This is a genomic window from Nonomuraea sp. 10N515B, from assembly GCF_052245915.1.
Classification (GTDB): domain Bacteria; phylum Actinomycetota; class Actinomycetes; order Streptosporangiales; family Streptosporangiaceae; genus Nonomuraea.
Genome location: NZ_JBQQBQ010000017.1, coordinates 1 through 26,858, shown reverse-complemented (window position 1 = coordinate 26,858; position 26,858 = coordinate 1). Strand labels below are relative to the sequence as shown.

At 69.9% G+C, this 26,858-nt stretch carries 27 protein-coding genes and 1 pseudogene; 22 read left to right on the top strand and 6 right to left on the bottom strand.

What is annotated here, in order from left to right:
• Positions 1–9 precede the first annotated feature (9 nt).
• Entirely contained in the window at positions 10–768 is a 759-nt protein-coding gene (locus ACTWQA_RS25580; RefSeq protein WP_443161622.1) for a MerR family transcriptional regulator, read from the top strand.
• Positions 769–792: 24 nt separating this feature from the next.
• Here ACTWQA_RS25580 and ACTWQA_RS25575 read toward each other — a convergent pair whose 3' ends face one another.
• Both ACTWQA_RS25575 and ACTWQA_RS25570 read right to left on the bottom strand, forming a co-directional pair.
• Entirely contained in the window at positions 793–927 is a 135-nt protein-coding gene (locus tag ACTWQA_RS25575) for a hypothetical protein (RefSeq protein ID WP_443161621.1), read from the bottom strand.
• Positions 928–1,141: 214 nt separating this feature from the next.
• Positions 1,142–6,610 (bottom strand): ATP-binding protein, encoded by a 5,469-nt coding sequence (locus tag ACTWQA_RS25570; RefSeq protein ID WP_443161620.1) that lies wholly within the window; start codon positions 6,608–6,610, stop codon positions 1,142–1,144.
• 296 nt (positions 6,611–6,906) lie between these two features.
• On the opposite strand from ACTWQA_RS25570, the gene ACTWQA_RS25565 reads away from it, so the two are divergent.
• Together ACTWQA_RS25565 and ACTWQA_RS25560 are read left to right on the top strand one after the other, a co-directional pair.
• Positions 6,907–8,352, top strand: coding sequence for an ankyrin repeat domain-containing protein (locus ACTWQA_RS25565; RefSeq protein ID WP_443161619.1), 1,446 nt, complete (start codon positions 6,907–6,909; stop codon positions 8,350–8,352).
• Between the two features lie 216 nt (positions 8,353–8,568).
• A complete protein-coding gene (locus ACTWQA_RS25560) occupies positions 8,569–9,048 on the top strand; it encodes a hypothetical protein (RefSeq protein ID WP_443161618.1) in 480 nt (159 codons plus the stop codon).
• Between the two features lie 70 nt (positions 9,049–9,118).
• Here ACTWQA_RS25560 and ACTWQA_RS25555 read toward each other — a convergent pair whose 3' ends face one another.
• A complete protein-coding gene (locus tag ACTWQA_RS25555; protein ID WP_443161617.1) occupies positions 9,119–9,847 on the bottom strand; it encodes a class I SAM-dependent methyltransferase in 729 nt (242 codons plus the stop codon).
• A 132-nt stretch (positions 9,848–9,979) separates the two neighbouring features.
• Between ACTWQA_RS25555 and ACTWQA_RS25550 the strand changes: the two genes are divergently transcribed.
• The 3 genes from ACTWQA_RS25550 to ACTWQA_RS25540 all read left to right on the top strand — a co-directional run bounded on the left by ACTWQA_RS25550 (position 9,980) and on the right by ACTWQA_RS25540 (position 13,142).
• Positions 9,980–10,684, top strand: coding sequence for a ThuA domain-containing protein (locus ACTWQA_RS25550; protein WP_443161616.1), 705 nt, complete (start codon positions 9,980–9,982; stop codon positions 10,682–10,684).
• Complete coding sequence (locus ACTWQA_RS25545) at positions 10,669–11,763, top strand: Gfo/Idh/MocA family protein (protein WP_443161615.1); 1,095 nt, start codon at positions 10,669–10,671, stop codon at positions 11,761–11,763. Before ACTWQA_RS25550 ends, ACTWQA_RS25545 begins: the two co-directional genes overlap by 16 nt.
• Positions 11,764–11,891: 128 nt before the next feature.
• Positions 11,892–13,142 (top strand): serine hydrolase domain-containing protein, encoded by a 1,251-nt coding sequence (locus ACTWQA_RS25540; RefSeq protein ID WP_443161763.1) that lies wholly within the window; start codon positions 11,892–11,894, stop codon positions 13,140–13,142.
• A gap of 67 nt (positions 13,143–13,209) precedes the next feature.
• On the opposite strand, the gene ACTWQA_RS25535 is transcribed toward ACTWQA_RS25540, so the two are convergent.
• Positions 13,210–16,092, bottom strand: a complete 2,883-nt coding sequence (locus ACTWQA_RS25535) for a tetratricopeptide repeat protein (protein WP_443161614.1) — start codon at positions 16,090–16,092, stop codon at positions 13,210–13,212.
• 137 nt (positions 16,093–16,229) lie between these two features.
• Here ACTWQA_RS25535 and ACTWQA_RS25530 point away from each other — a divergent pair, with 137 nt between their 5' ends.
• The 6 genes from ACTWQA_RS25530 (at position 16,230) to ACTWQA_RS25505 (ending at position 18,902) form a co-directional block, all read left to right on the top strand.
• Positions 16,230–16,766 carry a carboxymuconolactone decarboxylase family protein gene (locus tag ACTWQA_RS25530; protein ID WP_443161613.1) on the top strand — a complete coding sequence of 179 codons (537 nt, stop codon included), beginning with the start codon at positions 16,230–16,232 and terminating at the stop codon, positions 16,764–16,766.
• 41 nt (positions 16,767–16,807) lie between these two features.
• Positions 16,808–16,954, top strand: a complete 147-nt coding sequence (locus ACTWQA_RS25525) for a hypothetical protein (protein WP_443161612.1) — start codon at positions 16,808–16,810, stop codon at positions 16,952–16,954.
• A 205-nt stretch (positions 16,955–17,159) separates the two neighbouring features.
• Positions 17,160–17,480 carry a thioredoxin gene (gene trxA, locus ACTWQA_RS25520; RefSeq protein ID WP_443161611.1) on the top strand — a complete coding sequence of 107 codons (321 nt, stop codon included), beginning with the start codon at positions 17,160–17,162 and terminating at the stop codon, positions 17,478–17,480.
• A gap of 19 nt (positions 17,481–17,499) precedes the next feature.
• Entirely contained in the window at positions 17,500–18,036 is a 537-nt protein-coding gene (locus ACTWQA_RS25515) for a carboxymuconolactone decarboxylase family protein (protein WP_443161610.1), read from the top strand.
• Positions 18,037–18,165: 129 nt separating this feature from the next.
• Entirely contained in the window at positions 18,166–18,441 is a 276-nt protein-coding gene (locus ACTWQA_RS25510) for a hypothetical protein (protein WP_443161609.1), read from the top strand.
• Positions 18,438–18,902, top strand: a complete 465-nt coding sequence (locus ACTWQA_RS25505) for a DoxX family protein (protein WP_443161608.1) — start codon at positions 18,438–18,440, stop codon at positions 18,900–18,902. Before ACTWQA_RS25510 ends, ACTWQA_RS25505 begins: the two co-directional genes overlap by 4 nt.
• 138 nt (positions 18,903–19,040) lie before the next feature.
• On the opposite strand, the gene ACTWQA_RS25500 is transcribed toward ACTWQA_RS25505, so the two are convergent.
• Positions 19,041–19,475, bottom strand: a complete 435-nt coding sequence (locus tag ACTWQA_RS25500) for a PPOX class F420-dependent oxidoreductase (RefSeq protein ID WP_443161607.1) — start codon at positions 19,473–19,475, stop codon at positions 19,041–19,043.
• Positions 19,476–19,553: 78 nt separating this feature from the next.
• Here ACTWQA_RS25500 and ACTWQA_RS25495 point away from each other — a divergent pair, with 78 nt between their 5' ends.
• The 4 genes from ACTWQA_RS25495 (at position 19,554) to cpt (ending at position 21,703) form a co-directional block, all read left to right on the top strand.
• On the top strand, positions 19,554–20,168 hold the full coding sequence (locus tag ACTWQA_RS25495) for a TetR/AcrR family transcriptional regulator (protein WP_443161606.1): 615 nt from the start codon (positions 19,554–19,556) through the stop codon (positions 20,166–20,168).
• A gap of 157 nt (positions 20,169–20,325) precedes the next feature.
• A complete protein-coding gene (locus ACTWQA_RS25490) occupies positions 20,326–20,544 on the top strand; it encodes a hypothetical protein (RefSeq protein ID WP_443161605.1) in 219 nt (72 codons plus the stop codon).
• Entirely contained in the window at positions 20,541–20,918 is a 378-nt protein-coding gene (locus tag ACTWQA_RS25485; protein ID WP_443161604.1) for a hypothetical protein, read from the top strand. The genes ACTWQA_RS25490 and ACTWQA_RS25485 overlap by 4 nt, the downstream gene beginning before the upstream one ends.
• A gap of 254 nt (positions 20,919–21,172) precedes the next feature.
• A complete protein-coding gene (gene cpt / locus ACTWQA_RS25480; RefSeq protein ID WP_443161603.1) occupies positions 21,173–21,703 on the top strand; it encodes a chloramphenicol phosphotransferase CPT in 531 nt (176 codons plus the stop codon).
• 92 nt (positions 21,704–21,795) lie between these two features.
• Here the strand turns inward: cpt and ACTWQA_RS25475 are convergent, their stop codons facing one another.
• Positions 21,796–22,800 (bottom strand): DUF5937 family protein, encoded by a 1,005-nt coding sequence (locus tag ACTWQA_RS25475; protein WP_443161602.1) that lies wholly within the window; start codon positions 22,798–22,800, stop codon positions 21,796–21,798.
• A 48-nt stretch (positions 22,801–22,848) separates the two neighbouring features.
• Between ACTWQA_RS25475 and ACTWQA_RS25470 the strand changes: the two genes are divergently transcribed.
• The 6 genes and pseudogenes from ACTWQA_RS25470 to ACTWQA_RS25445 all read left to right on the top strand — a co-directional run bounded on the left by ACTWQA_RS25470 (position 22,849) and on the right by ACTWQA_RS25445 (position 26,649).
• Positions 22,849–24,108 (top strand): MDR family MFS transporter, encoded by a 1,260-nt coding sequence (locus tag ACTWQA_RS25470; protein ID WP_443161601.1) that lies wholly within the window; start codon positions 22,849–22,851, stop codon positions 24,106–24,108.
• Positions 24,090–24,848, top strand: coding sequence for an alpha/beta fold hydrolase (locus tag ACTWQA_RS25465; protein WP_443161600.1), 759 nt, complete (start codon positions 24,090–24,092; stop codon positions 24,846–24,848). Before ACTWQA_RS25470 ends, ACTWQA_RS25465 begins: the two co-directional genes overlap by 19 nt.
• A pseudogene (locus tag ACTWQA_RS25460) lies at positions 24,829–25,193 on the top strand (VOC family protein); the annotation flags it as partial. The gene ACTWQA_RS25465 and the pseudogene ACTWQA_RS25460, both read left to right, overlap by 20 nt.
• A gap of 134 nt (positions 25,194–25,327) precedes the next feature.
• Positions 25,328–25,738, top strand: a complete 411-nt coding sequence (locus ACTWQA_RS25455) for a VOC family protein (RefSeq protein ID WP_443161599.1) — start codon at positions 25,328–25,330, stop codon at positions 25,736–25,738.
• A gap of 96 nt (positions 25,739–25,834) precedes the next feature.
• The gene (locus tag ACTWQA_RS25450; RefSeq protein ID WP_443161598.1) at positions 25,835–26,062 is read left to right on the top strand and encodes a hypothetical protein; all 228 of its coding nucleotides are present in this window, start codon (positions 25,835–25,837) and stop codon (positions 26,060–26,062) included.
• Positions 26,063–26,130: 68 nt separating this feature from the next.
• Entirely contained in the window at positions 26,131–26,649 is a 519-nt protein-coding gene (locus ACTWQA_RS25445) for a pyridoxamine 5'-phosphate oxidase family protein (RefSeq protein WP_443161597.1), read from the top strand.
• Positions 26,650–26,858 lie beyond the last annotated feature (209 nt).

The window sequence follows — 26,858 nt, the reverse complement described above, 5'->3', positions numbered from 1 at the left end:
ACTGGAAGGATGGAGTGGACGATCCAGGAGCTCGCGGCGAGGGCCGGCATCACCAGCCGCACCCTGCGTCACTACGACCGCGTCGGGCTCTTGGCCCCGTCCCGGGTCGGCGCGAACGGGTACCGCTACTACGACCCGGGCGCGGTCGCCCGGCTCCAGCGGATCCTGCTCATGCGCCGGCTCGGCATGGGCTTGCCGGCCATCGCCGAGGTCCTGGCGAACGAGGTGGACACGTGCGACGGGCTCCGCGCCCACATCGCCGCACTGGCGGAGGAACGGGACCGCATCGAACGGCAGATCCGGTCTGTGCGTCACACGCTCGAGGCGCTCCAGGCGGGGGCGGAACCGCGGATGGACGTCATGTTGGCGGGGTTCAACGACCGCTACAAGGACGAGGTGATCTCACGCTGGGGCGAGCGCGCGTTCCAGGTGAGCAATGACTGGTGGCACGGCAAGACCCTTGACCAGCAGCTGGCCTGGAAGCAGGACGTGGAGGACCTCGTCGCCGCATGGGTCGCCGCGGCGAAGGCCGGGGTTTCTCCGACGTCGGAACACGCTCAGTCACTGGCTGCCCGGCACGTCCAGTGGCTGAGCCAAATCCCGGGCACCCCCACGGCCGAGGGCGACCGGGAGTGCTCGATCGAGATGGTGAAAGGCCTGGGGGACATGTACGTCGACGACCCCCGCTTCGCGGGCATGTACGACGACGCCGCGGGGGCGACGTTCGTCCGCGACGCACTGCAAGCGTACGCGCGGACCCGCATGTAGCTCGTGCGGTTCGCAGAAAGGTCATTATCTTGAGCTGCTGATCATGCCCAGCGCCTCGCCGATCCGGATCCCGCTGTCGTAGAGAATGGCGAACAGGAAGCGGTCTCGCAGCCGGTCGCACGCGTCCAGGATCGTCTGCACTTCGACGACTGTGAGCACCCGCGGGAGCTTGCGCGGTGCCTTGAGGCTGATCGTTCTGCGCGGCTGGACAAGCCGGTGCTTCACAGTCCTCTGCACAGAGCCCCGAAAGCCCAGGACATCCGTGCAGACGACTTCGGAAAGTGACATCCGGCAATCCGTCCCTGAACTGCGGCTGGCACCGACATTTCCGCTCCCGCAATCCGGGGACCTGAGCTGCGTCCCGTCCGGCGCGTCACGGTCGGCGCAGGCGGCCCTCGATGGCCTCGATGATGCGTGGGCGCAGTTCGGCGGCCCGGATGACGGCGTCCACGGACCCGACCTCGACCGCGCGCTGGATGTTGTGCACGCGATCGAACTCCATCGCCACCTCACCGAGCTTCTCCGCGCGAACCGACGAGCGAAGCTCGTCGAGCTCAGCGGTCAACGCGGCGCGGTCGGCACCGGAGGCGGCCGCGACGCGGGCCTCCATGTCCACCACCCGCGAGTCGGCCGCGGTGCGGGCGTTGACGTCGCCCGCGAACACCACCGCGGCGGCGGGGGCGCCGCCGAGCACCGAGGCGAACGAGCCTTCCAGCGCGAGCACGGTCATGTTCGGGTTCAGCGCCTTCGAGAACACCACGAACGCTCCGCCGTGGTAGCGCGAGATGACGCAGAACACGATGGGCCCGCGGAAGTTCACGATCGCGCGGCCGATCTCGGCGCCGTACTCCAGCTGCAGCTTCCGCATCGACTCCGGCGAGCCGTCGAAGCCCGACAGGTTGGCCAGCACCACCAGCGGCCGGTTGCCGCTGGCCGCGTTGATCGCCCGCGCGGCCTTCTTCGACGAGCGCGGGAAGAACGTGCCCGCGGTGTAGGTGTCCGGGCCGTCGGTGGGCGGGAAGCCGCGCCGCGGCACCGCCCGTGACTCGATGCCGAGCAGGCACACCGGCATGCCGCCGAGATGCACGTCCTGCACCACTGCGGTCTCCGCGTCGGCCATGCCCCTCCAGCGTTCCAGCACCGGGTGGTCCTGGTCGGACAGCGCCCGCATCACGGTCCGGATGTCGAACGGCTTCTTGCGGTCCGGGTTGGCCGTCGCGGAGAAGATCTCGCCGACGGTGGTGAAGTCGCTGTCCGCCAACGCATGCGGGAAGTCGGAGACGTCGCGGTCGACCGGGTCGCTCGTCGTCGCCCGCCGCGGCCCTTCCTCGCCCGGTGCGACGTACGTGTGGTCGTAGTACGACATCAGCAGGTCGCGCGCGGCGGTCAGGTTCGGCGCCCAGTATTGTGCCTGCCCGTTCGGGCCCATCACCCGGTCGTAGCCGCCGATGCCGAAGTTGTCCTCGGCCGACACGCCGCCGGAGAAGTCGAGCGACTGCTTGCCGGTGAGCACCATCGCCGAGTCCGGCGTCATCACCAGGATGCCCTTGGTGTGCATGAGCATCGTGGCCTCGGCGTTCCAGTAAGGCTGCGCGCCGACGTTGATGCCCGCGACCACGATGTTGATCTCGCCGCCGTCCTGGGTGAACTCGACGATCCGCTTGAGCGCCGCGGCCACCCAGTCCATGTTCTCGGTGCCCGACGTCATGGAGATCCGGGCGCCGGCGGACAGCGCGTACCACTCCAGCGGCACTTGCATCCGCTCGGCCAGGTCCAGCGCGGCGATCACGCGACGGCATTCGGGCTCCGACAGCGCGCCGAGCGACTTCGTCGGGTCGCCGAGCAGCACGACCCTGGTGAGGCCCTGCGGGTGCCGCCGGGTCCGCGTGGTGACCACGCCCGCGACGAGCGCCGCGGTGTTGTGCCCCTTCGGCCGGTCGACCGGCACCAGCGCGTGGTCGTCGTCGAGGTCGTGCTCGACGAAGTAGCCGAGCAGGCTGGTCAGCTCGTAGGGGTAGACCGTGTTGCGGCTGCTCGCGCGCAGCACCTTCTGCCGGTAGTCGTCGAGCGGCTCGACCGGCTCGTCCGACGGCTCGCCGATGGTCAGCTCCGCTCCGCCGGTGGCGTCGAAGGCGATCCGCACCGCGATCTTGGTGAGCTCGCCGGTCGTCCTGTCGCGCTGCCGTGCGATGAACAGGATCTCCTCCAGCCCGGCGCCCGCGGTCGTCGGCCGCACGCGCCTGGCGATCATCTCCATCTCCGCGCGGGTGAGGTCGCTCGGCGGCCAGACGTAGACCACGATCCGGTTGGTGTTGAAGCGTTTGTTCGTCGGCCGCCGCGACTGCGCGCGGCGGATCGAGTCGAGGCAGGTGGCGATGGTGTCCTCGGCCGCCGGCAGGGCGACCAGTCTGCCGTCGTGCTCGCGCAGCTCGGTCAGGTCGCGCAACTGCGCGAACGCGACGAGGCGGTCGTCCGACGGGTTGTCCCGCGCCACGCACTGGAAGAGGTAGACCTCCTCGTCCGACGACGGCAGCCGGGTGAGGTCGAACTTGTTGAGCCGCTCCAGCTGCATCCGCTGCGCGATGTACGGGTGCAGGCCGCGGATCAGCCGCTCCTCGGTCATCCCGGTGGCCGACGGGCGGAAGGTGAAGTGGTGGTGCATCACGGCGCCGCCGCTGCCCGCGATGGTGGCGGTGAGCCTGCGGATCTGGGGCGGCAGCGGGTGCGCGCTGATGACCTCGTGCAGCGCGGCCGCCATCGCGTCGGAGTCCTCCGGCTGGTGCTCCCAGGCGAGATAGATGTCGGCGTCGATGGCGTCCTCGCCGTCGGCCAGGCCCGCGAGCCCGCGCAGCGCGCCGCCGAGCGCTTCGAAGCTCACCGCGGAGGAGACCACGCAGGAGCCCGCGCGCTCGGCGATCACGAACCTGCAGCCCGCGACCTCGCTGGTGCGGACGGCAGTGAGACCCTTGTTGCCGTAGTAGCGCCGGGTCAGCACCTCCAGCATGACCGCGTTGTCCAGGTCGTCGCGGGTGAGCCGCTGGCCGAGCAGCCGCACCAGCGGCTCGGTGGTGCGTACCATCTCGGCGATGCGCTCGGCGCGGTCCGGCGCGTCCGGGTGCGCGTCCAGGTGGCGCAGGTGCTTGCGGACGCGGGCGTAGACGCGGGCGCGGTTGCGGCGCAGCAGCGGCTGCGCGAACCAGGCGTACACCACGCCGCGCGCGAGGTCGGAGACCACGGGGAAACGGACCTGCGTCGCGGACAGCAGCCGCTCCAGCGCCAGGCCGGCGGGCTCGCGCAGCGTCTCGTCCGGCGGCGACTCGCGCAGCCATGCGCGCAGCAACGTCGCGACGACCGCGGCGTCGGCGGAGGCGCGTTGCTGGGCGAGGAAGATCCGGAACACCGCGGCCTCGAGCTCGGGAGAGCGCTCCAGCTCGGTGACGCCGTAGTGGCCGAGCGCCTTGGCGAGCTTGGCCTGGAACGACTCCGGCAGCCCGGCCCGCTCGACGTCGAGGCTCTGCAGGTAGGTGTGGAAGTATTCGCGGGCGCTGTGGACGTGCTCGTCGCCGCCGCCTTCCTCACCCGCCGGCCGGTTGCGGCTCAGCTCGGCCAGGTCGGCGAAGGCGTCGATGAGTGCGAGCTCCTCGGCCAGCGGCCGGTGACCGTCCTTGCCGGCCTCCTTGCGCGCGGCGAGGTAGTCGTCGAGCACCCGGCGGTCGTCGTGCGGGTCGACGTCGAAGCCCAGCAGCAGGCTGCGCAGGTCCTCGTGGCCGCGCGTGGTGCGCTCGCGCGCCGAGATCCTTCCGGGCGCGGCGGGCAGGTCGAGCTCGACGGACCCGGCGGCCGTGGTGTCCTCGGCTTCGGCGTCGTCGGCGAGCGGCTCCAGCCGCAGCAGCGGTGCGCCGGTCTCCACCTGGGTGCCCACGGACACGGCACATTCCTTCAGCCGTGCCCTGAACGGCGCCCGCAGCACCGTCTCCATCTTCATGCTCTCCAGCACCAGCACCGGCGCGCCCGCTTCGACTTCGGCGCCCACCGCCAGCGGCATGGCGACGACCAGCGCGGGCGCGGGCGAGCGGACGACGCCGCCCTCGTCGCGGCTGACCCGGTGCGTCACGCCGTCCACCTCGACCAGGTGGATCGGCCCGTGCGTGCCGGTGAGCAGGCGGTAGCGGGTGCCGTTGACGCTGATCTGCCCGGTGTGCCGGTCGAAGCGGTCGAGCTCGACGTCGGCGGTGCGGACGTCGCCGCCGGCTTCGATGCCGACGCGGAAGCGATGCGCGCCGACCCGGGCGACGCGCACGCGGTAGCCGATGCCCCGCAGCTTCAGCTCCAGCGGCCGGCCGCTCTTGTGCTGCACCTGCGGGCGTCCGCCGAACGCCGTGGACAGCAGCCGCTGCCGCTCGACGCGTTCTTCCTCCTCGTACGCCTCGATGGCGGCGGCCGCCAGCGCGACGGCGGAGTGCCGGTGCGAGACGAGCCTGCCCTGGCCGCGGACGCGGTCGATCCAGCCGGTGTCCGCGCTGGCGTCGATCACCTCGGGCTGGTCGAGCAGGTCGAGCACGAAGCTCTTGTTCGTCGCGCCACCCTCGATGATCACCGTGGTCTGCGCCATCGCCCGGCGCAGCCGGCCGAGAGCCTCGTCGCGATCGCGGCCGTAGGCGATGATCTTCGCGATCATCGAATCGAAGTCGGCGGGGATGGTGTCGCCCTCGCTGACGCCGGTGTCCACGCGGATGCCCGGCCCGGCGGGCAGGTCCAGCCGTGCGATGCGGCCCGGGGAGGGCGCGAAGTCGCGGTCGGGGTCTTCGGCGTTGAGCCGGGCCTCGATGGCGTGCCCGCGCTCCACCGGCGGCTCCCCTTCGAGCCTGCTGCCGGAGGCCACCCGCAGTTGCGCCTTGACCAGGTCGAACCCGGTGGTGATCTCGGTGATCGGATGCTCGACCTGCAGGCGGGTGTTGACCTCGAGGAACGCGAACAGCTTGTCGTCGGGGTGGTAGAGGAACTCGACGGTCGCCGCGCCGCGGTAACCGACGGCGACGGCCAGTCGTTCGGCCGACGCCTTGAGCTCGGCCGTCTGCACGGGGCTGAGCACCGGCGACGCCGACTCCTCGATGACCTTCTGGTTGCGCCGCTGCACCGAGCAGTCGCGGACGCCGAGTGCCCACGCGGTGCCCTCGCCGTCGGCGATCACCTGGACCTCGACGTGCCGGGCGCCGGTGACCAGGCGCTCCAGGAACACGATGCCGCTGCCGAACGCCCGTGCGGCCTCCTGGCTGGTGCGCTCGTAGGCGTCGGCGAGCTCGTTGTCGTTCGTGATCACGCGGATGCCGCGCCCGCCACCGCCCGCGGTCGCCTTCAGCATCAGCGGGTAGCCGATCTCGGCCGCCGCCGCCAGGGCGGCGTCCAGGGTCTCGACCGCGCCGCGGCTCCACGGCGCGACCGGCACGCCGACTTCCTCGGCGATCAGCTTCGCGCCGATCTTGTCGCCGAGCTTGCGCATGGCCTCCGGGCTCGGTCCGACGAAGGTGACTCCGATCTTCTCGCACAGCTCCGCGAACGCCGGGTCCTCCGCGACGAAGCCCCAGCCGACCCACGCGGCGTCGGCCCCGGTCTCCACCAGGGCGCGCTCCAGCACCTTCAGGTCGAGGTAGGGGCGCGCGGAGGCGGGACCGAGATCGTAGGACAGGTCCGCTTCCCGGACGAAGGTCGCCGCGCGGTCGACGTCGGTGTGCAGGGCGACGGTCTCGATTCGTGTCCCGGTCTCCGCGGCGAGGTCCCGTACGGCATGGATGAGCCGCATGGCGGCCTCACCACGGTTGACGATGGCGACACGACTGAACACTCGACCGAGCCCTCCTGTAGACAACATCTGCACGCCGCGAGACGGCGGTCCCCCCAGTAGTCTCCACCTTTCCCTCTGCAAGGCCGGCGGCGCCATGTCGCAACCGTGAACGCTACGCGGCTCCAATTGTGGGAATACCACCAAAACCGGTTGGCGTATCCTGGGTAACGCGCGCCCAGGGCGCCACCGGTCCGCGGGAAGGGCGAAGCCCACCTGATGCTCGTCGCACTACCTCGGCCCGACCTCTTTTCCGGCCTGATCATGCGGACGCCAGGCCAGACGGAAAGGAGGCCATCGTGCCTATCCATCGCCTGCCCGACAACCCCAGTATCGAACGGCTCCGCAAGCAGGCCAAAACACTCCTCCAGTACGTGAAGGCGGGAGTTCCCGAGGCGCTCGGGCTCGTCACCGAGTTCCACCCCCGGCCGCCGGAGACGCCCAAGTTGTCCGACGCGCAGCTCGTCACCGCCCGTATGTACGGCTTCACGAGCTGGCCCAGGCTGAAGGAGCACGTCGGCACCGTCGACCGGTACTCCCGATCGCCGCACCGGGTTCCGCCGAGCGAGGAACTGCCGGAGGAGTTCCTGCGGCTCGCCTGCCTCACCTACGGCTCGGACTACCCGGGCCGGACCGGGGAGGCCGACCACCTGCTGACCGGGCACCCGGGGCTGGCCACCGCGAACGTCTTCACGATGGCGGCCACCGGCTCGGCCGACGCACTGGCAGATGTGCTGGCCGGCGATCCCGGGCTCGCCCGGGCGCAGGGCGGCCCCTTCGGGTGGGAGCCGCTGCTGTACCTGACCTACGCGCGCCTCCAAACCCCAGGCCGGTCCGTGGCGGCGGCCCGGCTCCTCCTCGAGAGCGGCGCCGATCCGAACGCCGGATTCCTGTGGGACGGGCTGACCTCGCCGTTCACCGCGCTCACCGGCGCGTTCGGCGGGGGAGAGGGCGACCAGCCGCCGCATCCGCAGGGACTGGCGCTGGCCAGACTGCTGCTGGAGGCAGGCGCGGACCCCAACGATGCCCAGACCCTGTACAACCGCGGACTCGGCGGCTCGTTCTCCGACGACACCTCGCACCTTGAGCTGCTGCTGGAGTTCGGCCTGGGCCGCGGCGAAGGCGGGCCGTGGCACGCCCGGCTGGGCCCGACCCTGCACTCCCCGCAGCAGATGATGCGGGACGAACTCGCCACCGCCGCCCTGCGGGGCGGCCCGCGACGGACCCGGCTGCTCCTCGCGCACGGCGCGCAGGTGGACGGCCTCGGCGGGCATCCGGCGTACGGCGGACGCACCCCGTACGAGCTTGCCCTGCTGAACGGGCACACCGAGGTCGCGGAGCTCCTCGCCGCGGCAGGCGCCTCGACGGTACTGGATGAGAGGGACGCGTTCACCGCCGCCTGCATGGGCGCCGACGCGGACGCGGTGGCCGCCCTCGGCCCGGAACCGGCGGCGCGAGCGCTTGCCCGGTCCCCGGGGCTGATCAACACCGCGGCCGGGCAGCGCAAGCCCGCGGCGGTGCGGCTGCTCGCCGGTCTCGGATTCGACGTGAACCACCGGCACCGCAGCACTCCGCTGCACGAGGCGGCCTGGAACGACGACGTGGAGACGGCCAGGACGCTGATCGAGCTCGGCGCCGACCCGACAATCAAGGACGCCGAGCACGACGCCACCCCGCTCGGCTGGGCCGAGTACGGCGGTAAGCACCGCGTGGCGGCCTACCTGCGAAGCCTGCGACGCGAGTGATGACCGTCGTCGACGGTGGTTCCGCACCGGCGGTGATGGTCGGGCAGCGTTGCCTCTCGGCTGTGCGGGAGGACCGAAATATAGGTCGTTGTCGGCCGAAACCAGTCACATCTGGTTCTTGTCCGTGAGAGCATGACCACAATTGGCGATCATGCCAACCTGCTGTCATGACCGCGGTCAGGCTCCCCGGCCGGCCGCCTTGAGAAGGATGAACGCATGCGCAAGTCAGCGAAGGTCCTTGCCGCGGCCACCCTGTTCGCCGCCGGCACGGTCCTCGCCCACCCCGCCCCCGCCATGGCCGCCGCTCCCTACACCCCCGAACGCGCGTGCGCCAAGGAATCCGGGCGTGGTGGATGGACGCACGTGAAGGACAACAAGAGGGCGCTGAAGAACGGGCGATCCACCTGGGGGTACGTCTACCTGATGTGGAACCGCGGCCTGCAGAAGAACTGCGTCACGGTGATCAAGACCGCCTACGCCGGGACGCCGACGTACACGCAGGCGATTCTCCACGTGGAGGGCGGCGGCGCCTATCGGGACCCGGGCACTCTCACCAAGAGGAAGTACGGCCACTACGCCGCCGCCATTGGTTACGGCAAGGGTCAGTGCGTGGACTTCGAGGGCCACACCACCGACACCCGCAGGGACTTCGGGATCGCCTCGGCCAGGCGGGGCAAGTTCACGAACTGCGGCTGACCCGACGATCGTGCAGCCCGGATCGAGCCGCCCGGCGGGTGGCTCGATCCGGGCGGCCCGCTGATTCGGCTCAGGTCGTGCGCTCGGCTATGAACACGAACTCGCGACCCGGGCGATCAGGGGCTTCGCGCACGTCGAGCGTTCGGTAGCCGTGGTCGCCCAGGCTGGATTCCACCTCGTCGCGGCTCCGGAACCGGAGGGTCGAGTCGGAGGTCACCACCGCGCCGTCCGCCACGAACCTGTAGGTGGAGCGGAAGTAGACCAGCGGAAGACGCACCTCGACGACCTCAAGACGCCGCTCCACCGGCCCGATCCCAGGGACATCAAGGACGAAGGGAGCGGTGTCGGCAGCCCATTCCTCCCAGGCCCGGTACTCCGGGCGCCTGGTTTCGAACACCAGATGCCCCCGGGGGCGAAGAGCGGCGTGGATGCCCCGGAGGGTCGCCGACCACTCGTCGTCGGTGAGGAACACCTGCGCCACATTTCCGGTCATCACCGCCAGATCGGCATGGAGCGTCGGGACTGTCGTGGCGTCGCCATGGACCCAGGTGACCGCCGCGGCCCCGTCCTTCGACCTCGCGACCTGCAGCGAGGCCTCCGCCGGGTCGACACCCACGACGGTGCGGCCGGTCCCGGCGAGCAGGACCGCCAGGGATCCGGTGCCGCAGCCGACATCCAGCACCCGATCCGCGCCCAACTCATCGGCGATGGCGAGATAGGCCGGCAGGTCGTCGCGCTCTCCGTCGAAGGCGTCGTAGACGGGTGCGAGGCGGGGGTGCGCAAAGATCGCATCGGGCACTCGAGTGACCGTATCCCTGTTCCAACGCTCCGGCGACCGGTTTTCCGGGGGAGTATGCCCCGCTTTGGATAGCCTCGGCCGAAGATGCGACGATCGGACCCGATGACTCATGAGCGATCGATGGGCGACAGCATGACAGACGACAGGGGCCGCAAGGCTCTCGTGGTGCGGGGCGGCTGGGAAGGGCACGCCCCTGTGGAGGCCACCGACCTCTTCGTCCCCTTCCTCGAAAAGCACGGGTACGACGTGCATCGGGCCGACTCGCCGGCACCGTACGCGGACTCCGCGTTCATGTCCGGCATCGACCTCATCGTGCAGTGCTACACCATGGGCACGATCGAGCGGGAGGAACTGCACGGGCTGGAGGCCGCGATCCGGGCCGGCACCGGGATGGCGGGCTGGCACGGCGGCATCGCCGACTCCTACCGCAACTCTTCGGATTATCTGCACCTCATCGGCGGCCAGTTCGCCTGCCATCCGGGCAAGGACCCGGCCGAGCGGGACGGCTCGCAGGCCGACAACTTCGTGCCGTACACCGTGAACATGCTCCCCGAGGCGAGCGAGCATCCCATCACCGCGGGCATCGAGGACTTCGACCTGGTCACCGAGCAATACTGGGTGCTGACGGACGACTACATCGACGTGCTGGCGACGACGACGCAGAAGACCCGCCCCTGGGACCCCTGGCACCGGGAGGTCACCTCGCCGGCGATCTGGACCCGGCGCTGGGGCAGCGGGCGGATCTTCGTCACCACTCCGGGGCACAGCCTCGACGTCCTGCGGAACGACAGCGTACGCACGATCATCGAGAGGGGAATGTTGTGGGCCAGCCGATGAACGTGGGCGTCGTCGGATGCGGGGCCATCTCGGCCCAATACTTTCCGACCATCGACCGGTTGCCGCAGCTGCGGCTGGTGGCCGTGGCCGATCTGGACCCCGACCGGGCGCGGGAGGCGGTGCAGCCCTACGCGGGCGTCGACGTGCTGAGCGTGGCGGAGCTGATGGCGGATCCGCGGGTGGACGTCGTACTGAACCTCACCGTTCCCGCCGCCCATGCCGAGATCGCGCTGGCCGCCATCGCCGCGGGCAAGCACGTCTACTGCGAGAAGCCCCTCGCCGCGACGGCCGCGGAGGCCGGGCGGATCCTGCAGGCGGCCGACGCCGCCCAAGTACGGGTCGGCTGCGCCCCGGACACGGTGTTAGGGACGGGCACGCAGACGGCGCGCAAGGCCATCGACGACGGCCTGATCGGCAGACCGGTCGCGGCGACCGCGATGATGGTGACGCCCGGACACGAGCGCTGGCACCCGAACCCCGACTTCTACTACGTCCCCGGCGGCGGCCCCCTCCTCGACATGGGCCCCTACTACATCACGAGCCTGGTGACCATGCTCGGACCCGTGACGACGGTCATCGGCGCCGCAAGCCGCACCCGCGCCAAGCGCACGATCGGCTCGGGCCCCCGTCGCGGCGAGGAGATCCCGGTCACCGTCGACACCCACGTCACCGGAGTGCTCGTCCACGCCTCTGGAGCGCTGTCCACCCTGGTGATGAGCTTCGACGCGGCGACGACCAAGGCGCCCCACATCGAAGTGCACGGCGAGAAGGGCTCGCTCGTCGTCCCCAACCCCAACCACTTCGACGGCCTCGTCCAGGTGTTGAGCATCGGCGATGACGGCTGGCGCGACCTGCCGGTGGCGGCCGGCTACCTCGAGGCCGGGCGCGGCGTGGGCCTGGCCGACTTCGCCGCGACCCCGGTGGGCGAGGAGCCCCGCGCGGGCGGGACGCTGGCCTTCCACGTGCTCGACGTCATGGAGTCGCTGCTGGCCTCGGCGCACTCCGGGGCGGCGGTGACCATCACGAGCACGTGTGCGCGGCCCCGGCCGGTGGCCTCGCCAGGAGTCACCCTTTGGTGAGGCACGCCTGGAGGCGTTCGGTGACCAGCTGATCGACGTGCGCGAGCCGGTTGAGATCACCTGTTGTCCTGACTGTGGTAGTAAAGATGCCTGTTGAGGTTTTTGTGACCATAGGGGGCAAAGTGGCGATGCTCAGCCGGCGACGGCTTCTCCAGGTAAGCGCGGGCGCCGTGCCGGCGATCGCGCTCGGAGCGGGCCCCGTACAGGCCGACTCTGGCGAGCCGCTGACCACGGGCGTTGTGCCGAGCGCGCTGGCCGGTTTCGACAAGGCGATGAAGACGTTCATCACGGAGCGGGACATCTCCTGCGCCCAGCTCGCGGTCGCCAAGAACGGCAAGATCCTGCTCGCGCGCGGCTACGGGCACTACTCCAAGCCCGGCGCCCCCATCGTGCGGGTGCAGCCCACGTCCCTGTTCCGGGTCGCGAGCCTGAGCAAGAGCCTCACCGCGGCCGCGATCGTCCGGCTGGTCCAGGACGGCAAGGTGACTCTGGGGACGAAGGTCGCCTCCCTGCTGGGACTGTCGACCGCGGCCGACCCACGGCTGGCGAACGTCACCCTGCGGCGACTGCTCCAGCACACCGCCGGCTGGGACAGGAGCGTGTCGAAGGACCCGCTGTGGATCGACCACACGATCTCCGCGTCGCTGGACGTGCCCCTGCCGATCGACCACGCCGACATCATGAAGTACGTCACCGCGCGCAAGCTCGACTTCGACCCCGGCACGAAGTACGTCTACAGCAACTACGGCTACATGCTGGCCGGCCGGGTCATCGAGAAGGTCTCGGGCATGAGCTACGAGTCGTACGTGCGGCAGAGGCTGCTCGCCCCCGTCGGGATCACCCGGCCGCGGCTCGGCCGCAGCCTGCGCTCCGGGGCCTTCTCCACCGAGGTCGCCTACGAGTCGCAGTACACCAACAAGAGCGTCGTGGACCAGTCGGGCACCGTCGTGCCGTTCCCGTACGGCGGTTTCAACATGCCCAACCAGGACGCCAACGGCGGCTGGCTCGCCTCGGCCGTCGACATGGTCAAGTGGGGTTTCGTCTTCAACGGCGCCGGTCCCGTGCTCAACGCCACGTCGATCTCCCGGACCTTCGCCAAGCCCGAGACCGGCGTGACCGCCGGCGGCTCGTGGTACGGCCTCGGCTGGAACGTGCGCAACAACAACGCCGGAGGGCTGAACACCTGGCACAACGGCAGCATGCCCGGCACCTTCAGCTTCCTCGCCCGGGTGCAGAACGGCGTCAGCTACTGCGCGATCTTCAACCGCAGAGAGGAGGAAGGGGCGCCCGACTTCGACGCGATCGACCCCATCCTCGGCCAGGCGATCGGCACCGTGAGGACCTGGCCCACCACGGACCTCACCCCGAGGTACTTCTGACGGGGAACGGGTTCGAGCCGCCGGTCATCTCGATCTCGGGCCCTCCGTTGATCTCCCGGCGACGGGGCTACGGCCGCTGACCGAGGGTGTCCAGGAAGGCGTGGATTTCATCGGCTTCGGGGACGCCGAGGTCGGTGTACAGGTCCAGGGCCTGCTGGGCGTGTGCGCGGGACTCGCCGTGCTCTCCCAGATCGTGGTGGGCGCGGGCGAGACCAGCGTGGGCGCGGGCCTGCTCGTGGTGAACTCCCACCTCCAGGGCGACGGCGAGAGCGGCATCGTGGTCGTCCACGGCCTGGACGAGATCGCCCATGGACCGCGCCGTCTCACCCAGACTGTTGAGCGATTCGGCTTCATTGGTCCGATAGCCGAGCTCCCGGCACAGGTCCAGGGCACGTAGAAGCTGCTCGCGGGACTGCTCGTAGCGGCCCAGCCGCTCGTGGACGCTGCCGAGGTTGCCCAGCGCGACGGCTTCGCCGCCCCGGTCACCGAGTTCGCGATGCAGGTCCAGGGCCTGTTGGTAGTGGTCGCGGGCCTGCTCGTAGCGGTGCAGTCCCTCGTAGGCGAGCCCCAGATTGGACAGCGCGACGGCTTCGTTGGCCCGCTCGCCGAGGTCGCGGCACAGCTCCAGGGCTTGCCGGTAGCGGTCGAGCGCCTGGTCATGGGATCCCTGCCGCCAGCACACGTTGCCGAGGTTGTTCAGCGCCCGTCCTTCGCCAAGCCGGTCGCCGAGCTCAAGGTAGAGGTCCAGGGCCTGCCGGGAATGCTCGTGCGCCTGCTCGTAGCGGCCTCGCCGGAAATATACGATGCCCAGGTCGATGAGCGCCCGGGCCTGGCAGGCCTTGTCGCCGCCGCGCCGGCCGGCGTCCAGCGCCTTGCCGTGCAGGAGAAGGGCGTCGTCGTAATGGGCGTGGTCGTAGAGGTACTGGTAGAGGGTCACCGCGAGTCGACTGACGTAGCCGGGCTGGTCGTCGTCGGCGGTGCAGGCGCCGATGTCGATGAGGTTGGCACGTTCCGTGTCCAGCCACTCGGTCGCCTGCGTCGTGCCGCCAAACCGCACGACCGGCGTGCCCGGCTGGGGAATCCGCGGCCTGTGGTGTTTCCTGTTGGGGAAGACGAGATCGATCGCCTTACTGGCGGTGTACAGGTAGTGGTCGAACAGCCGGGTCAGCGCCTCGCGCCGCGACTCAGCGGGTTCGTCGGCTTCCGCGGCGGCGTGGGCATATTGGCGCAGCAGGTCGTGGAGGGTGTAGCGGCCGGGTTGGTGCTGGAGGAGCATGTGGGCGTCGAGGAGGTCTTCTAGGATGGCCTCGGCTTCGTCCAAGGGCAGGTCGGCCAGCGCGGCGGCGGAGTGGGCGTCGAGATCGGCACCCGGGTGCAGGCCCAGAAGGCGGAACAGGCGCTGTTGGCCGAGGTCGAGCTGTTGGTAGGACAGGGCGAAGGCGGCGGCCACTCCGCGTTCGGGGGTGGCAAGTTCGGTCAGGCGGCGGCGCTCGTCGCGCAGGCGGTCGGCCAGGTAGCGGACGGTCCAGCGGGGGCGGTGGCGCAGCCGCGCGGCCGCGATGCGGAAGGCCAGCGGTAGGAAGCCGCACAGCTGAAGCACGTCCAGGACGGCGACCGGTTCAGCCAGGGCGCGGTCGCCGACAATGGTGGTGAACAGCTCGGTGGCCTCCTGGGCGGCGGGCAGGTCCATGGACAGGGCCTGGGCGCCGTCAAGGTCGGTGAGCCGGCGGCGGCTCGTGATCAGCATGAGGCTGGCGGTGGCGCCGGGAAGCAACGGGCGCACCTGGTCGGTACCGGCGACGTTGTCCAGGACGATGAGCGCTTGGCGGCCGGTCAGCTCGGTCCGCCACAGCGCGGCCCGGTCGGTGACCTCGGCGGGGATCTGTTCGGCCGGAAGGCCGAGCTGGCGCAGCAGGGTCTCCAGGGCGGCGGCGGGTTCGACGGGGCTCTGGCCGGGGGTGTGGGCGTGCAGGTCGACGAAGAGTCGCCCGTCGGGGAAGCGGTCGGCCAGTAGGTGAGCGGCGTGAATGGCCAGGGTGGTCTTGCCGATGCCGGCCATGCCGTCGATGGCGGAGATCCCCACGACGCCGCTGTCGGCCGACCATGACCGGATGAGCGTGTCCACTTCGTCCGCGCGTCCGGTGAAGTCGGCGATGTCGTAGGGCAGATGGGAGACGCGCTGCGGCTGGTGTGGCTCGGCGGCCTGCTTCGGCTGCTGCTGGGCTGGTTGAGTCAGGTGCGGGTCATCGCGCAAGATGGACTGTTCCAGGGCGGCGAAGGTGCGGCTGGGATCCAGTCCCTGCTGCTCGACCAGGGCGGTGCGGAAGGTCCTGGCGGTCGTCAGCGCTTCGGCCTGGCGCCCGGCCCGGTGCAGGGCGAGCATGAGCTGGCCGACCAGCCGCTCGCGCAGCGGATGCGCCGCGACCTGTGTGGCGAGTTCGTCGACGATCTCGGTGTGGCGTCCCAGGTCCAGCTCCAAGTCCGCCAGGCGTTCCACCGCGCGCATCCGCCGCTCCTCCAGGCGCTGGCGGGCCTCTGGCACGTAGTCGGCTCGGATGCCCGCCAGCGGCTCCCCGGCCCACAGCGCCAGCGCCCCGCGGACTTGCTCGGCTTCGTCGGAGGCGGCCCGCTCGGTGAACTCCTCCAGGTCCAGCTGCCCGGCCTGGACGTAGATCACATAACCGGCGGTGCGGGATTGGAGCGCCTGCTCGGCTCCGGCCTGGCGAAGCGCCCGCCGCACCGTCGCGACCAACGTGTGGATCTGTGATCTGGCCGTGTCCGGCGGGGTCACTCCCCAGATGGCACCGATCAACCGGTCAGTGCTGACCACGGTCCCGGCATGCAGCAGCAAGTACGCCAGAAGGGCGCGGTGCCGTGGCTCCCAGCGGGGCACGTACCCGTCCTGGCCGCGTACCTCTACCGGTCCGAGCAGCGTGAACCGTACGCCCATCCGCGTGTCCCCCCGAGCTCTATCGAGCCTGGTGGGCCCGATGGAAAAAGCATGGGGAATCTATCAACACGGCCTCGCATGATGACCTCAGCCCCGAAACAACAGGGCAACCGCCCCAAGAAATCCGAGGTCACACCATGTCCAGACTTCCATTGATCCAGCCGGAGTCGGCCACCGGAGCCGCGGCCGAACTGCTGGCCGCCGTGCAGAAGGCGCTGGGTGTCACCCCGAACATGACCAAGGCGATGGCCAACAGCCCGGCCGTGCTCAGTGCCTACCTGGAGTTCTCCGGCGCGCTGGCCGGCGGCAGCCTGCCCGCCGCGGTCCGCGAGCAGATCGCCATCCTGGTCGCCCAGGAGAACGAGTGCGACTACTGCCTCTCGGCCCACTCCTACATCGCCACCAACCTGGCGGGACTGGACGCCGCCGAGGCCGACCATGCCCGGCACGCGCGGGCCACCGACCCCAAGAGCCAGGCGACCCTGGCCTTCGCCGCCACCGTGGTGCGCACCCGGGGCGACATCGCCGACGCCGACCTGAAGTCCGCCCGTGAGGCGGGTCTGTCCGACGGCGAGATCGCCGAGGTCGTCGGCCACGTCGCGCTCAACGTCTTCACCAACTACTTCAACAAGACCGCCGAGACCGACATCGACTGGCCCATCGTCCGTCACTGACGCACGGCTCGCCCACGAAACCTCGAATGGAGTGCGAAGTAATGATCACCGAAGTGCTGCCCGCGGTCCTGTCGTTCCGCTACCAGGGCCGTCACCGCCGCCAAGAAGTAAGGACCGTCCTGCGCTCGGACAGCGGAGACAACCGTCCGAGCGGCCCGCTGCGACCCCTCACCGCCGCTCAAAAGTGAGGTGGTGGTGCGGGAGGTCGCCCGCCCCACCCAGGAGGTCAACGCCGGGCGGCACAGCTTCACGGTGGACGAGCCAGCCCGGTGCACCGCACCCTCCGCTCCGAAGTAGCCATCAAAAGATCTCGAACTTCCCGGGGCAAGCTGGGAATCGCGATCATCTTCTAACGGTTAGATGGCGATATATCCGTTAGAACGGGAGTGTGAGATGGCAACGAGGACCGTCACCACCGACACCTTCGCCGAAACCGTCCTAGGCAGCGGCAAGCCCGTGCTCGTCGACTTCTGGGCCGACTGGTGCCACCCCTGCCACCTGCTCGCCCCAGTCCTGGAGCAGCTCGCCGACGAAAAGGCCGACCAGCTCGTCGTCGCCAAGGTCGACGTCGAGGCCTACCCCGAGCTGGCCGAGCAGTACGACGTGCACGCCTTCCCCACCCTCAAGCTCTTCCGCGACGGTCGCGTCGTCCACGAAGTCGTCGGCGCCGCACCCAAGCGGGTCCTCCTGGCCGAACTGGCCGACCACCTCTAATTGAAAGGTTTGATCCCCCATGTCCCGACTTCCCCTCATCCAGCCCGACCAGGCCACCGGCAAGGCCGCAGACCTGCTCGCCGGCGTGCAGAAGGCCCTGGGCGTCACCCCGAACATGACCAAGGCGATGGCCAACAGCCCCGCCGTGCTCAAGGCCTACCTGGACTTCTCCGGCGCCCTGGCCGGCGGCGCGCTGCCCGCCGCCGTCCGCGAGCGGCTCGCGCTCGTGGTCGCGCAGGAGAACGCGTGCGACTACTGCCTGTCGGCCCACACCTACATCGGCACCAACCTGGCCGGGCTGTCGGCCGAGGAAGCCGACGCCGCCCGGTACGGCAGGGCCTCCGACGCCAAGGCGCAGGCCGCTCTGACCTTGGCCGTCGCCTTGGTCCGCGGCCGCGGCGACGTCGAGGACGCCGATCTGAAGGCCGCTCGCGAGGACGGGTTGAGCGACGGTGAGATCGCCGAGGTCGTCGGCCACGTCGCGCTCAACGTCTTCACCAACTACCTCAACAAGACCGCCCAGACCGAGATCGACTGGCCGGTCGTCCAGCACTGAAAGCTCCGGTACGGCTCGCGCCCACAGCCGCGGCGCGAGCCGTACCGGCCATCGACGAGGACCGCCTCACCCCGGCCAACCTGGCCGACGCGGCACCCGAGCCAGGCCTGACCACTTCCGAAAGATCTCATGCGCATCGACGTACACGCCCACCTGCGGACCGACGATTACCTCGACCTGCTCGACTCCTACGGCCGCACCGACACCGCCACCCAGCGCGGGACCGCCCGGGGCGCCACCGAGCGTTACGGCCTGTCCGACTGGGTCTCCGCGGTCATCGTCGAGTACGGCAGGGCCTACGCCTCCGGCTGGGGCGACTACACCACCCCCGACTTCGCCCAGGTCGTCGGCCGCCCAGCCCGGTCCTTCGCCGACTTCGCCCGCGACCATGGTCTCGGCTCATGACGGCTTTCGCCGTCCTGAGCGGCGCTCTGCTGGTCTTCAGGGCGCTCGGGATGCTCGGCGTCGCTCGCTTGGCCTCCTGGCGGAGTGCCGCCGCCCACGCCATGGCGATCATGCTGGTGGTCACCGCCAGCGCTCACTTCGTCCCCGAAACCGTGACAGTCATGCCCAACCACGCCGACCTGGTGCGGATCGTCCCACCGTTCGTGCCCGTGCCCGACGCCATGGTCTACCTCACCGGCGTGCTGGAACTGCTCGGCGCGGCGGGCCTGGTCCTGACCGCCACGCGGCGCGCCGCCGGGCTCTGTCTGGCCGCGCTCTACGTGGCGCTGCTTCCCGCAAACGTCTACGCCGTCCTGGCCGACGTGCCCTACAACGGCGGCGAGGCGAGCCCGCTGTGGTTGCGCATCCCACTGCAGGCGATCTACATCACCGTCGCCCTGTGGAGCTCGAAGACCCGGTGAAAGAACGGCACATTCGGGCCCGAGCTGCGCTGGTGGCGGCTTCAGCGGGGCCTCAGCCAGATGGAACCGGCCGATCGGGCCGGCTCCCCATTCTTGGCCAGGCGATCGGCACCGTGAAGACCTGGCCCGCCACGGACCTCACCCCGAGGTACTTCTGACGTGGAACGGATCCGAGCCGCCATCGGCCGAAGTGACTTTCAGGAACGTCGGGGTGATGCGCCGGCGTCCGACCAGGAAGTCGCGGAGGCGCTGCAGGATGCCGTAACGGCGGAGGAATGCCGAATGCACCGCGGCGGGGACCTTTTGGCCGACGTCCTCGGCCAGCGCCGGGAGACCGGCCCCCCGGGGAGTGCCGCGCGAGGTGGAGGGGGCGACGGTGACCCGGGGGTTGCGCTGGACGCGTCTGACCTTGCCGGTATGGGCGCCGGTCTTGATGTAGAGGGCGCCGTCGTGGCAGACGAACCAGACGGGGGTCGGCACCGCCTCGCCTGAGGCGCGGTATGTGGTCAGGCGGAGGTGGCGGTGGGGGCGTAGGTCGTCGAAGGGGTGTGACATGTGGGTCCGCCTCGCCATGAGCTGAGCTTGACAGTGACAAGCTCAGCATAGGCACACCAGATTGACAGTGACAAGCTCGCGCGTCATGCTGCGGAAATGCGTAACCCGACCTACTTCGAGGGCGATCTGAGGGCCACCTTGCTGGAGGTGGCCGAAGAGGAGGTGGCCAGTCAGGGGTTCGCGCAGGTGAGCCTGCGGTCGATCGCCAAGCGGGCCGGGGTGAGTCATGCGGCCCCGGCCTACCACTTCCAGGACAAGCGGGGGCTGTTCACCGCCTTGGCGGTGGAGGGGTTCGCGGAGCTGGGGACGCGGATGCGGGGCGCGCTGTCGCGCCTGGGCGCGGCGCCTGCCGCCGAGCGGATTCAGGAGCTGGGGATGGTGTACATCGGGTTCGCGCGGGAGCGGGCGGGCCTGTTCGAGGTGATGTGGCGGCCCGAGCTACACCACCGCGACGACCCGGCGCTGAAGGCCGGAGCCCAGGCCACCAAGGACACGATGACCGAGCTGATCGTCCAAGCTCAGCAGGAAGGGTGGAGCACCCGGCCGGACACGCTGCACCTGGTCGTGCTGGGCTGGGCGGCAGTGCACGGGCTCGCGGTGCTCTGGCGTGACGGCCCGCTGGCCGATCAGAACGAGGGCGCGGACCCGTACGAGCTGAGCCGGGCGGTGCTGGGCACACTCGCCGCAGCGCTGCAGGCCCTACCCTCGTGAAGGCGTGTGCGCGAGCGACTGCCTCATGTGCTGACGCCAGAGGCTCCACACGGAGGCTCAGCCGGACCGGAACTCCTGTAGAGGTGCTTCCTAGTTGACTAGGAAGACCCTTTCTAATCCGGTATCCTCGCGTCGTGACCGAGGACCTCCCCCACACATGCGCCAGCTCGTCGAGGTCGCAGCGATAGTGGCAGCTGTAGGTGCGACTGCTGACTGGCTGTACCACCTCAAGGGCGACATGTGTGCGGTGCGCGTGATCAAAGATGGCATCATCTCGGTTCCCGTCATGATCCCTGCCAACCCGGACCGCGACCCCGAACTATTTCGTGAAGCACTCAAACGCCTCGAGGCGGTCACCGAAAGGATGGGCCGATGAGCAAGACGATCACCTATGTCATCACCTACGAGAACGGGCGCTGGGTGTCTCGTTGCCCGACCGGAGAGACCGAGGGCGTCGGCGTGGCGAGCTCCTTGTCGCAGATGGAGCGTGATCTGGCGGAGATCCACGCCTGGGCTTGGCCTGAAGCCCCTCCCGGCGTGGACTTTGTGTTCGACCTACCCGAGGACGTGGCCGGTTTGGTAGCCGAATACCACCATGAGAAGGAGCTGGCCGAGGCTCACGCCAGGCGTGCCGCGGAGCTGGCCGTCACGGCCGCAAAGGCACTCACGAGCCACTGGTCGGAGCCCGACACCGCACGTGTCATGGGGCTGTCCAAGCAGCGCGTCCATCAGTTGAAGGTCAGCGCCTGATGAATGTCCCGCAGCGGGGGCGTTGTACATGATCTGATCCGCCGCGCATCTTCTACTGCCGGACGCCCGGTATTCACGGGCCCCCGCGATCACGCTCGCCGGTGTATGCCCTTCCAGCACGACGGTCCGCCTTCTATGCGCAAAAGGAGCTTCGCGCACTGATTTCTCAGGAGCGTGACTGATCCGCTCGACGCCCGCTGGAAAAGCATTTTCGGATCCTGGGCCCGGGCTTCTAGTGTGGGCCGGTGACTCACGTGATCGTTCTGAATGGTGGCTCCAGCTCGGGAAAGTCGGGAATCGCCCGCTGTCTCCAGGCCGTTCTGCCGGATCCATGGCTTGCCTTCGGCGTCGACTCGCTGATCGAGGCGATGCCCGCGTCCATGCAGGGATCGGATGGGGGGATCGAGTTCGCGCCGGACGGCGGGGTGAGTGTCGGTCCGATGTTCCGGAAGCTGGACGCGGCGTGGATGGAGGGTGTCGCCGCAACGGCCCGGGCGGGCGCTGGAGTGATCGTGGATGACGTCTTCCTCGGTGGAGCCGCGTCCCAGCAGCGGTGGCAGAAGGTTCTCGCCGGACTGGACGTGCTGTGGGTCGGCGTCCGGTGCGAGCGTGCGGTCGCAGCGGGCCGCGAGGTCGCCCGCGGGGACCGGGTCCAGGGCATGGCCGCGTTGCAAGCAGAGGTGGTTCACCAGGGCGTGGTCTACGACCTGGAGGTGGACACCACACATACCGAGGCCTTGGATTGCGCGCAGAGGATCGCCACCCACATCCGGTCCCAGGCATAATCCGCTCGGTGCCGCTGGCCGGCCTTTCATTCGCGCTCGCTGGAGCAGCTACCACGCCTGTGCCCAGGAAGGGGACGGCGTCGGGTCAGGGGTCAGGTCACGCAGGTCGCGGGACCAGCGGCGCAGAGCGTGTCGCCCAGCTGGGATCGTTCATAGAAGACCTCGCGACCGCTGCGGCGTCGCGTGATCAGGCCGCTCCGTCGCAGCACCGCCAGGTGCTGGCTGACCGCGCCGGGCGCCATCGCCAGCCGCCGCGCCAGGATGGTCGTCGTGGCCGCGTCGCTGAGAGTGACGAGGATCCGGGCGCGGGTCCTTCCGATGAGGGCGTCCAGCGCATCGGGGGTGGGCACGGCCCCCTGCGACCAGATCGTGCCGACGCCGGGCACGGGATAGACCAGGTTCGGCTGGTACGGCTCGGCCATCACGGTCGTGTCCGGCCAGTGGAAGACGCTCGGGATCAGGATCATGCCGTCGCCGCTGATCGGCCCGCTGCGCCGCCAAGCACGGGTCCGCACGCGAAGGCGGCCCTCGCTCCAGGTGATGTTCTCGTGTAGGTCGTTGAACATCGAACCGGCGCCGTCACGTGCCAGCTGCCGGGAACGGCGCAGCACCTCCGACTCGAACAGCCCGCGGATCTGCGGCCAGAATCTGTCCATCGCCGCGTCCCAGTACAGGCGCAGCTCGGCGACCGCCCGCGCGACACCGGACGCCGGGTCATCGAGGAACTCCCGCACGACCGGGCTGTCGGCGCCGGGAAGCCGCCGGGCCTCGGAGACGGCCTCGTCCAGGTCGGCCGCGCCGACCAGCTCCAGTTCGGCGGCGATGTCCGGCAACGGGGTGGCGGGCGGGGGCGTCAGGAAGTCGGCGAAGTACGGGCCGAGCGGGACCAGCGCGAACAGCAGCCGCAGATCCAGCCCGGCGAGCCGGGGACGGACCGCCCGGATCCACGGCAGGTGCATCGCCTGCCGGCCGGGGTCCTGCAACACGCGCAGGCTCGCGACCGCCTCCGACACCGGCGAGAAGGCGAACCTCACCCTGGCCAGGTCGACAGAGGTGAAGTCGAACTCGGCGAACGAGGATGACGAGGATTCAGCCACGGATTAAACATTTAGGGGTTCCAGGTCCCCGGGTCAACCATGAACGCCATGGCAGTCCTCACCTCGCGGACGTCCCCGGCACCCCCGGGCCCGCTGTCGTTGCCGCGCCCGTTCTGGATGCTCTGGCTCGGCACCGTCATCAACCGCACCGGCGCGATCGTGCAGCCGTTCCTGTCGGTGTACCTGGTCCAGGTCCAGGGCTGCACGCTCACGCAGGCCGGGGCCGTCATGACGGTCTTCGGCGCCGGCTCGCTGCTGTCCCATGTGCTCGCCGGCTGGCTGGCCGACCGGTTCGGCCGCCGGATCACGCTCACCGGCGGCATGCTCGCCGCCTCCGCCGCGATGGTCGGCCTCGGCGCCGCGAGCGGGTTCCCCATCGTGGCGGCGACCGCGTTCCTGCTCGGGCTGACCATCGAGTCGTACCGTCCGGCCTCGCAGGCGATGGTGGCCGACCTCGTCCCGTACGCGCTGCGCCCGAGGGCGTACGGGCTGCTCTTCTGGGCGGTGAACCTCGGCTATTCCGTCGCGATGGTCGTGGGCGGCCGACTCGCCGATCAGGGCACGCACGCGATCTTCGGCGTGAACGCGGCCGTCGCGGTGGCCTTCGCCGCCGTGGTGTGGCGTACCGTGCCGGAATCCCGCCCCAGCGCGGGACCCGCGCCGGTCGGGGGCCTGCGAGCGGTACGGCGGGACCGGCTGATGCTCGCCGTCTGCGCCGTCACCACGGCCTACGGCGTGCTGTACGCCCAGGCGTTCACCACCCTTCCGCTGGCCATGGCCGGGCAGGGCGTCAGCCGTACGCACTTCGGCCTGGCCATGGCGCTCAACGGCATCCTGATCATCGCCGTTCAGCCGCTGACCGGAGCGTGGCTGGCGCGGCGGGATCCCTGCCGCGTCCTGGCCACCGGCACCGCACTCGTGGCGGCGGGTTTCGCACTCACCGCGCTCGTGCACGACGTGCGCGGGCTCGCGCTCACGGTGGCGGTCTGGACCGCCGGGGAGATCGTCATCGCAGGCACCCTGCCCACGATCGTGGCGGCACTCGCACCTCCGGAACAGCAGGGCACCTACGCCGGCGTCTCCGGCATGAGCTGGGCGGCGGGCGCGGTCGTCGCGCCGATGCTCGGCACCGCGCTGCTCCCGCTGGGGCCGCAGATGTTGTGGAACGTCATCGGCCTCGTCGGCGCGCTCTCGGCCTTGGGCGCGCTCCTCATCGCGGGCCCGATCCGCAGGCGCACCATGTCCGGCACCGGTCAGCTTATTTCCGCACCTCAAGACTTGGAGAAGCCATGTCAGCCTTCGTACTGATCCATGCTTTCGGATCGGGGCCCCGCGCCTGGCAACCCCAGATCGACGCCCTCGGCGCCGAACACCGGATCATCGCCCCCGAACTGCCCGGCCACGGCGACACTCCCGGCCCGCTGACCCTTGACCGCGCCACCGCCGCCATCAGTGAGGTGATCATCGCGCAGCCCGAGCCCGTGCACCTGGTCGGCATCTCCGGCGGCGGCACCGTCGCCCTGCTGACGGCACTGGCCGTCCAGGAACGGCTGGCCGGGCTGGTCGTCTCAGGAGCCTCCGCCAAGCCGGCCAGGACGGACGCGGTGCAGCGGGCCATCATGGGTCTGCTGCCCGCCGACGTGCTGGCCGGGATGTTCAAGGGCATGTATTCGGGAGGCCGCCCTGAGTACGTGGCCGCCGCCATGGACGACCTGCGCCGGGCCGGCAAACGGACCCTGCTGGCCGGGCTGCGCGAGCTGGGCCACCTCGACCTGCTGCCCCGGCTGGGCGAGATCGGCGTGCCGACCCTGGTGCTGAGCGGCGAGAAGGACAGGCCCAACATCGCCCACGCCAGGCGAATCGCCGCCGCCGTCCCCGGCGCGGAGCTGCGCCTGGTGCCCGATGCCGGCCACCTGTGGAACCTCGAGCACCCGGGGCTGTTCTCCCGCACTCTCACGGACTTCGCGGCCGGTTGCCATCGGCTCGGCGCGCGCATGGGCGAGCTCCGAGGCGGGGACCAGCAACCGCGTGGCATGCCGTATCAGTGAACTGGTGATCGACAGTCGAGACCCCGAACTCCTTGCCGCGTTCTGGTGTGACGTGCTTGGCTACGTCGTCCTCGATCGGGTCGAGAACAGCGTCGAGATCGGTCCTGAGGACGAAGGCTTCGGCGGACTCCAGCCGACGATCGTCTTCAGTCCGACCGACCAGCCGAAGGCCGGCAAGCTGCCGCTGCATATCGACGTGAACCCCACCGATCGTGACCAGGATGAAGAGCTCGAGCTCCTGTCGGCGCCAAGCCCGCCGACGTGGGTCAGACGGGCGAGGAATCCTGGTACGTCCTGGCCGACCCGGAGGGCAACGAGTTCTGCCTGCTGCGCCGGCGCTTGAGCGGCGTTCATGCGCATGGGCGACGCGGCGCCGCGCGCGGCGCCGCGCGCGGCGCTGCCTTGCGTGGCGAGCCAGGTGACCAGACCGATCAGGAATCGAGAAGCGCTGGTCAGCGGGCCGTAGTTAACGTGACGGCATGGACATCACCATTCACACGACCGTCCTCCCGCACGACGACCCGGACGCCTCCCTGGCCTTCTACCGCGACACCCTCGGCTTCGAAGTTCGCACCGATGTCGGACACGGCAAGATGCGCTGGATCACCGTCGGCCCTGTCGGCCAGCCCGGCACGTCCATCCTCCTGGCACCCCCGGCCGCCGACCCCGGCATCACCGACGACGAGCGCCGCACCATCGCCGAGATGATGGCCAAGGGCACCTACGGCTGGATCCTGCTGGCCACCCGAGACCTCGACGACACCTTCGAGAAGCTGCAGGCCACTGACGCCGACGTCATCCAGGAGCCGACCGAGCAGCCGTGGGGCGTTCGCGACTGCGCCTTCCGCGATCCCGCGGGCAACCAGGTACGCATCCAGGAGCTGCGCTGACCCGCCCGACCATCACCAACGTCTACAACCGGCTGAACGTCCCCACCCGGTAGGTCACTGGGGCCTGGGGTCGCGCGCCTTCAAAGGAGGTCCTCAATGAAGGGGAACAAGTGGGTTCGGCAGATACACCGCTGGCTGGCCATGGCCTTTACGGTGACCGTCATCGTCACCACCATCGCCTTGGTACAGGAGGAGCCTGTCGTCTGGGTGTCCTACGTGCCGCTGCTCCCGCTCGCCCTGCTCCTGTTCACCGGTCTGTACTTGTTCGTGCTGCCGTATGCCGCCAAGTGGCGCAGCGGGCGCGACACCGCTCGCGGGAAATGATCCGGGCGCGCTCGCCAGAAGGCCGCTGCTGATTCCGACGCCGAGGATGGCGTGGCTAAAGTGGCCCGATGCGTGAAACGCCAGAAGAACTCAACGAGCTCCAGGCCCTGCTCGACGCATCCCTGTCCCGCTCCACCACCCACCTCCGCTCGATCATCACCGAGCGCACCCTGAGCGCGGATCAGCTCACCCAGATCCTGACCGGCATGTGCACCCTCGCCCTGTCCACCGTGACAGCGAAGGGCGAGCCGCGGATCAGCGGCGTGGACGGGCACTTCCTGCACGGCAAGTGGTACTTCGGCACGGCGCGCAGCGCGGCCAAGGCCCGCCACCTCGCCGCCCGCCCCGCCGCCAGCGTCGCGCACATGCGCGGTGAGGACCTGGGCGTGTTCACGCATGGAACGGTGGAGATCCTCAATCCCGAGGATGGCGAGCCGGCTGAGGACTGGCCGGACCTGCTCGCGTACTTCAAGGACTTCTACGGCGAGGATGCCTTCGACTGGGACAACGACGTGGTCTACTACCGGCTGCACCCGCACTGGACGACCGTCTACGCCTCCGACGTCGCGAAGCTCGCCGGCAAGTGACCGCGGCCTCATGAAACAGGCCTGAATCCCAGCCGTCCCGGCCGGTCGGGTACCGGCCGGGACGGCCTGAAGCTCTAACGCGCTCAGACTTCTTCCACGCTGCTCGGCTCACGCCGGGACAGATCGATGCCGAGCTCCTCCGCGGCGCGGAAGACGTCCTCGTCGGTGTCGCGCATCTCGATGGACATGCCGTCGCTGGAGAGCACCTC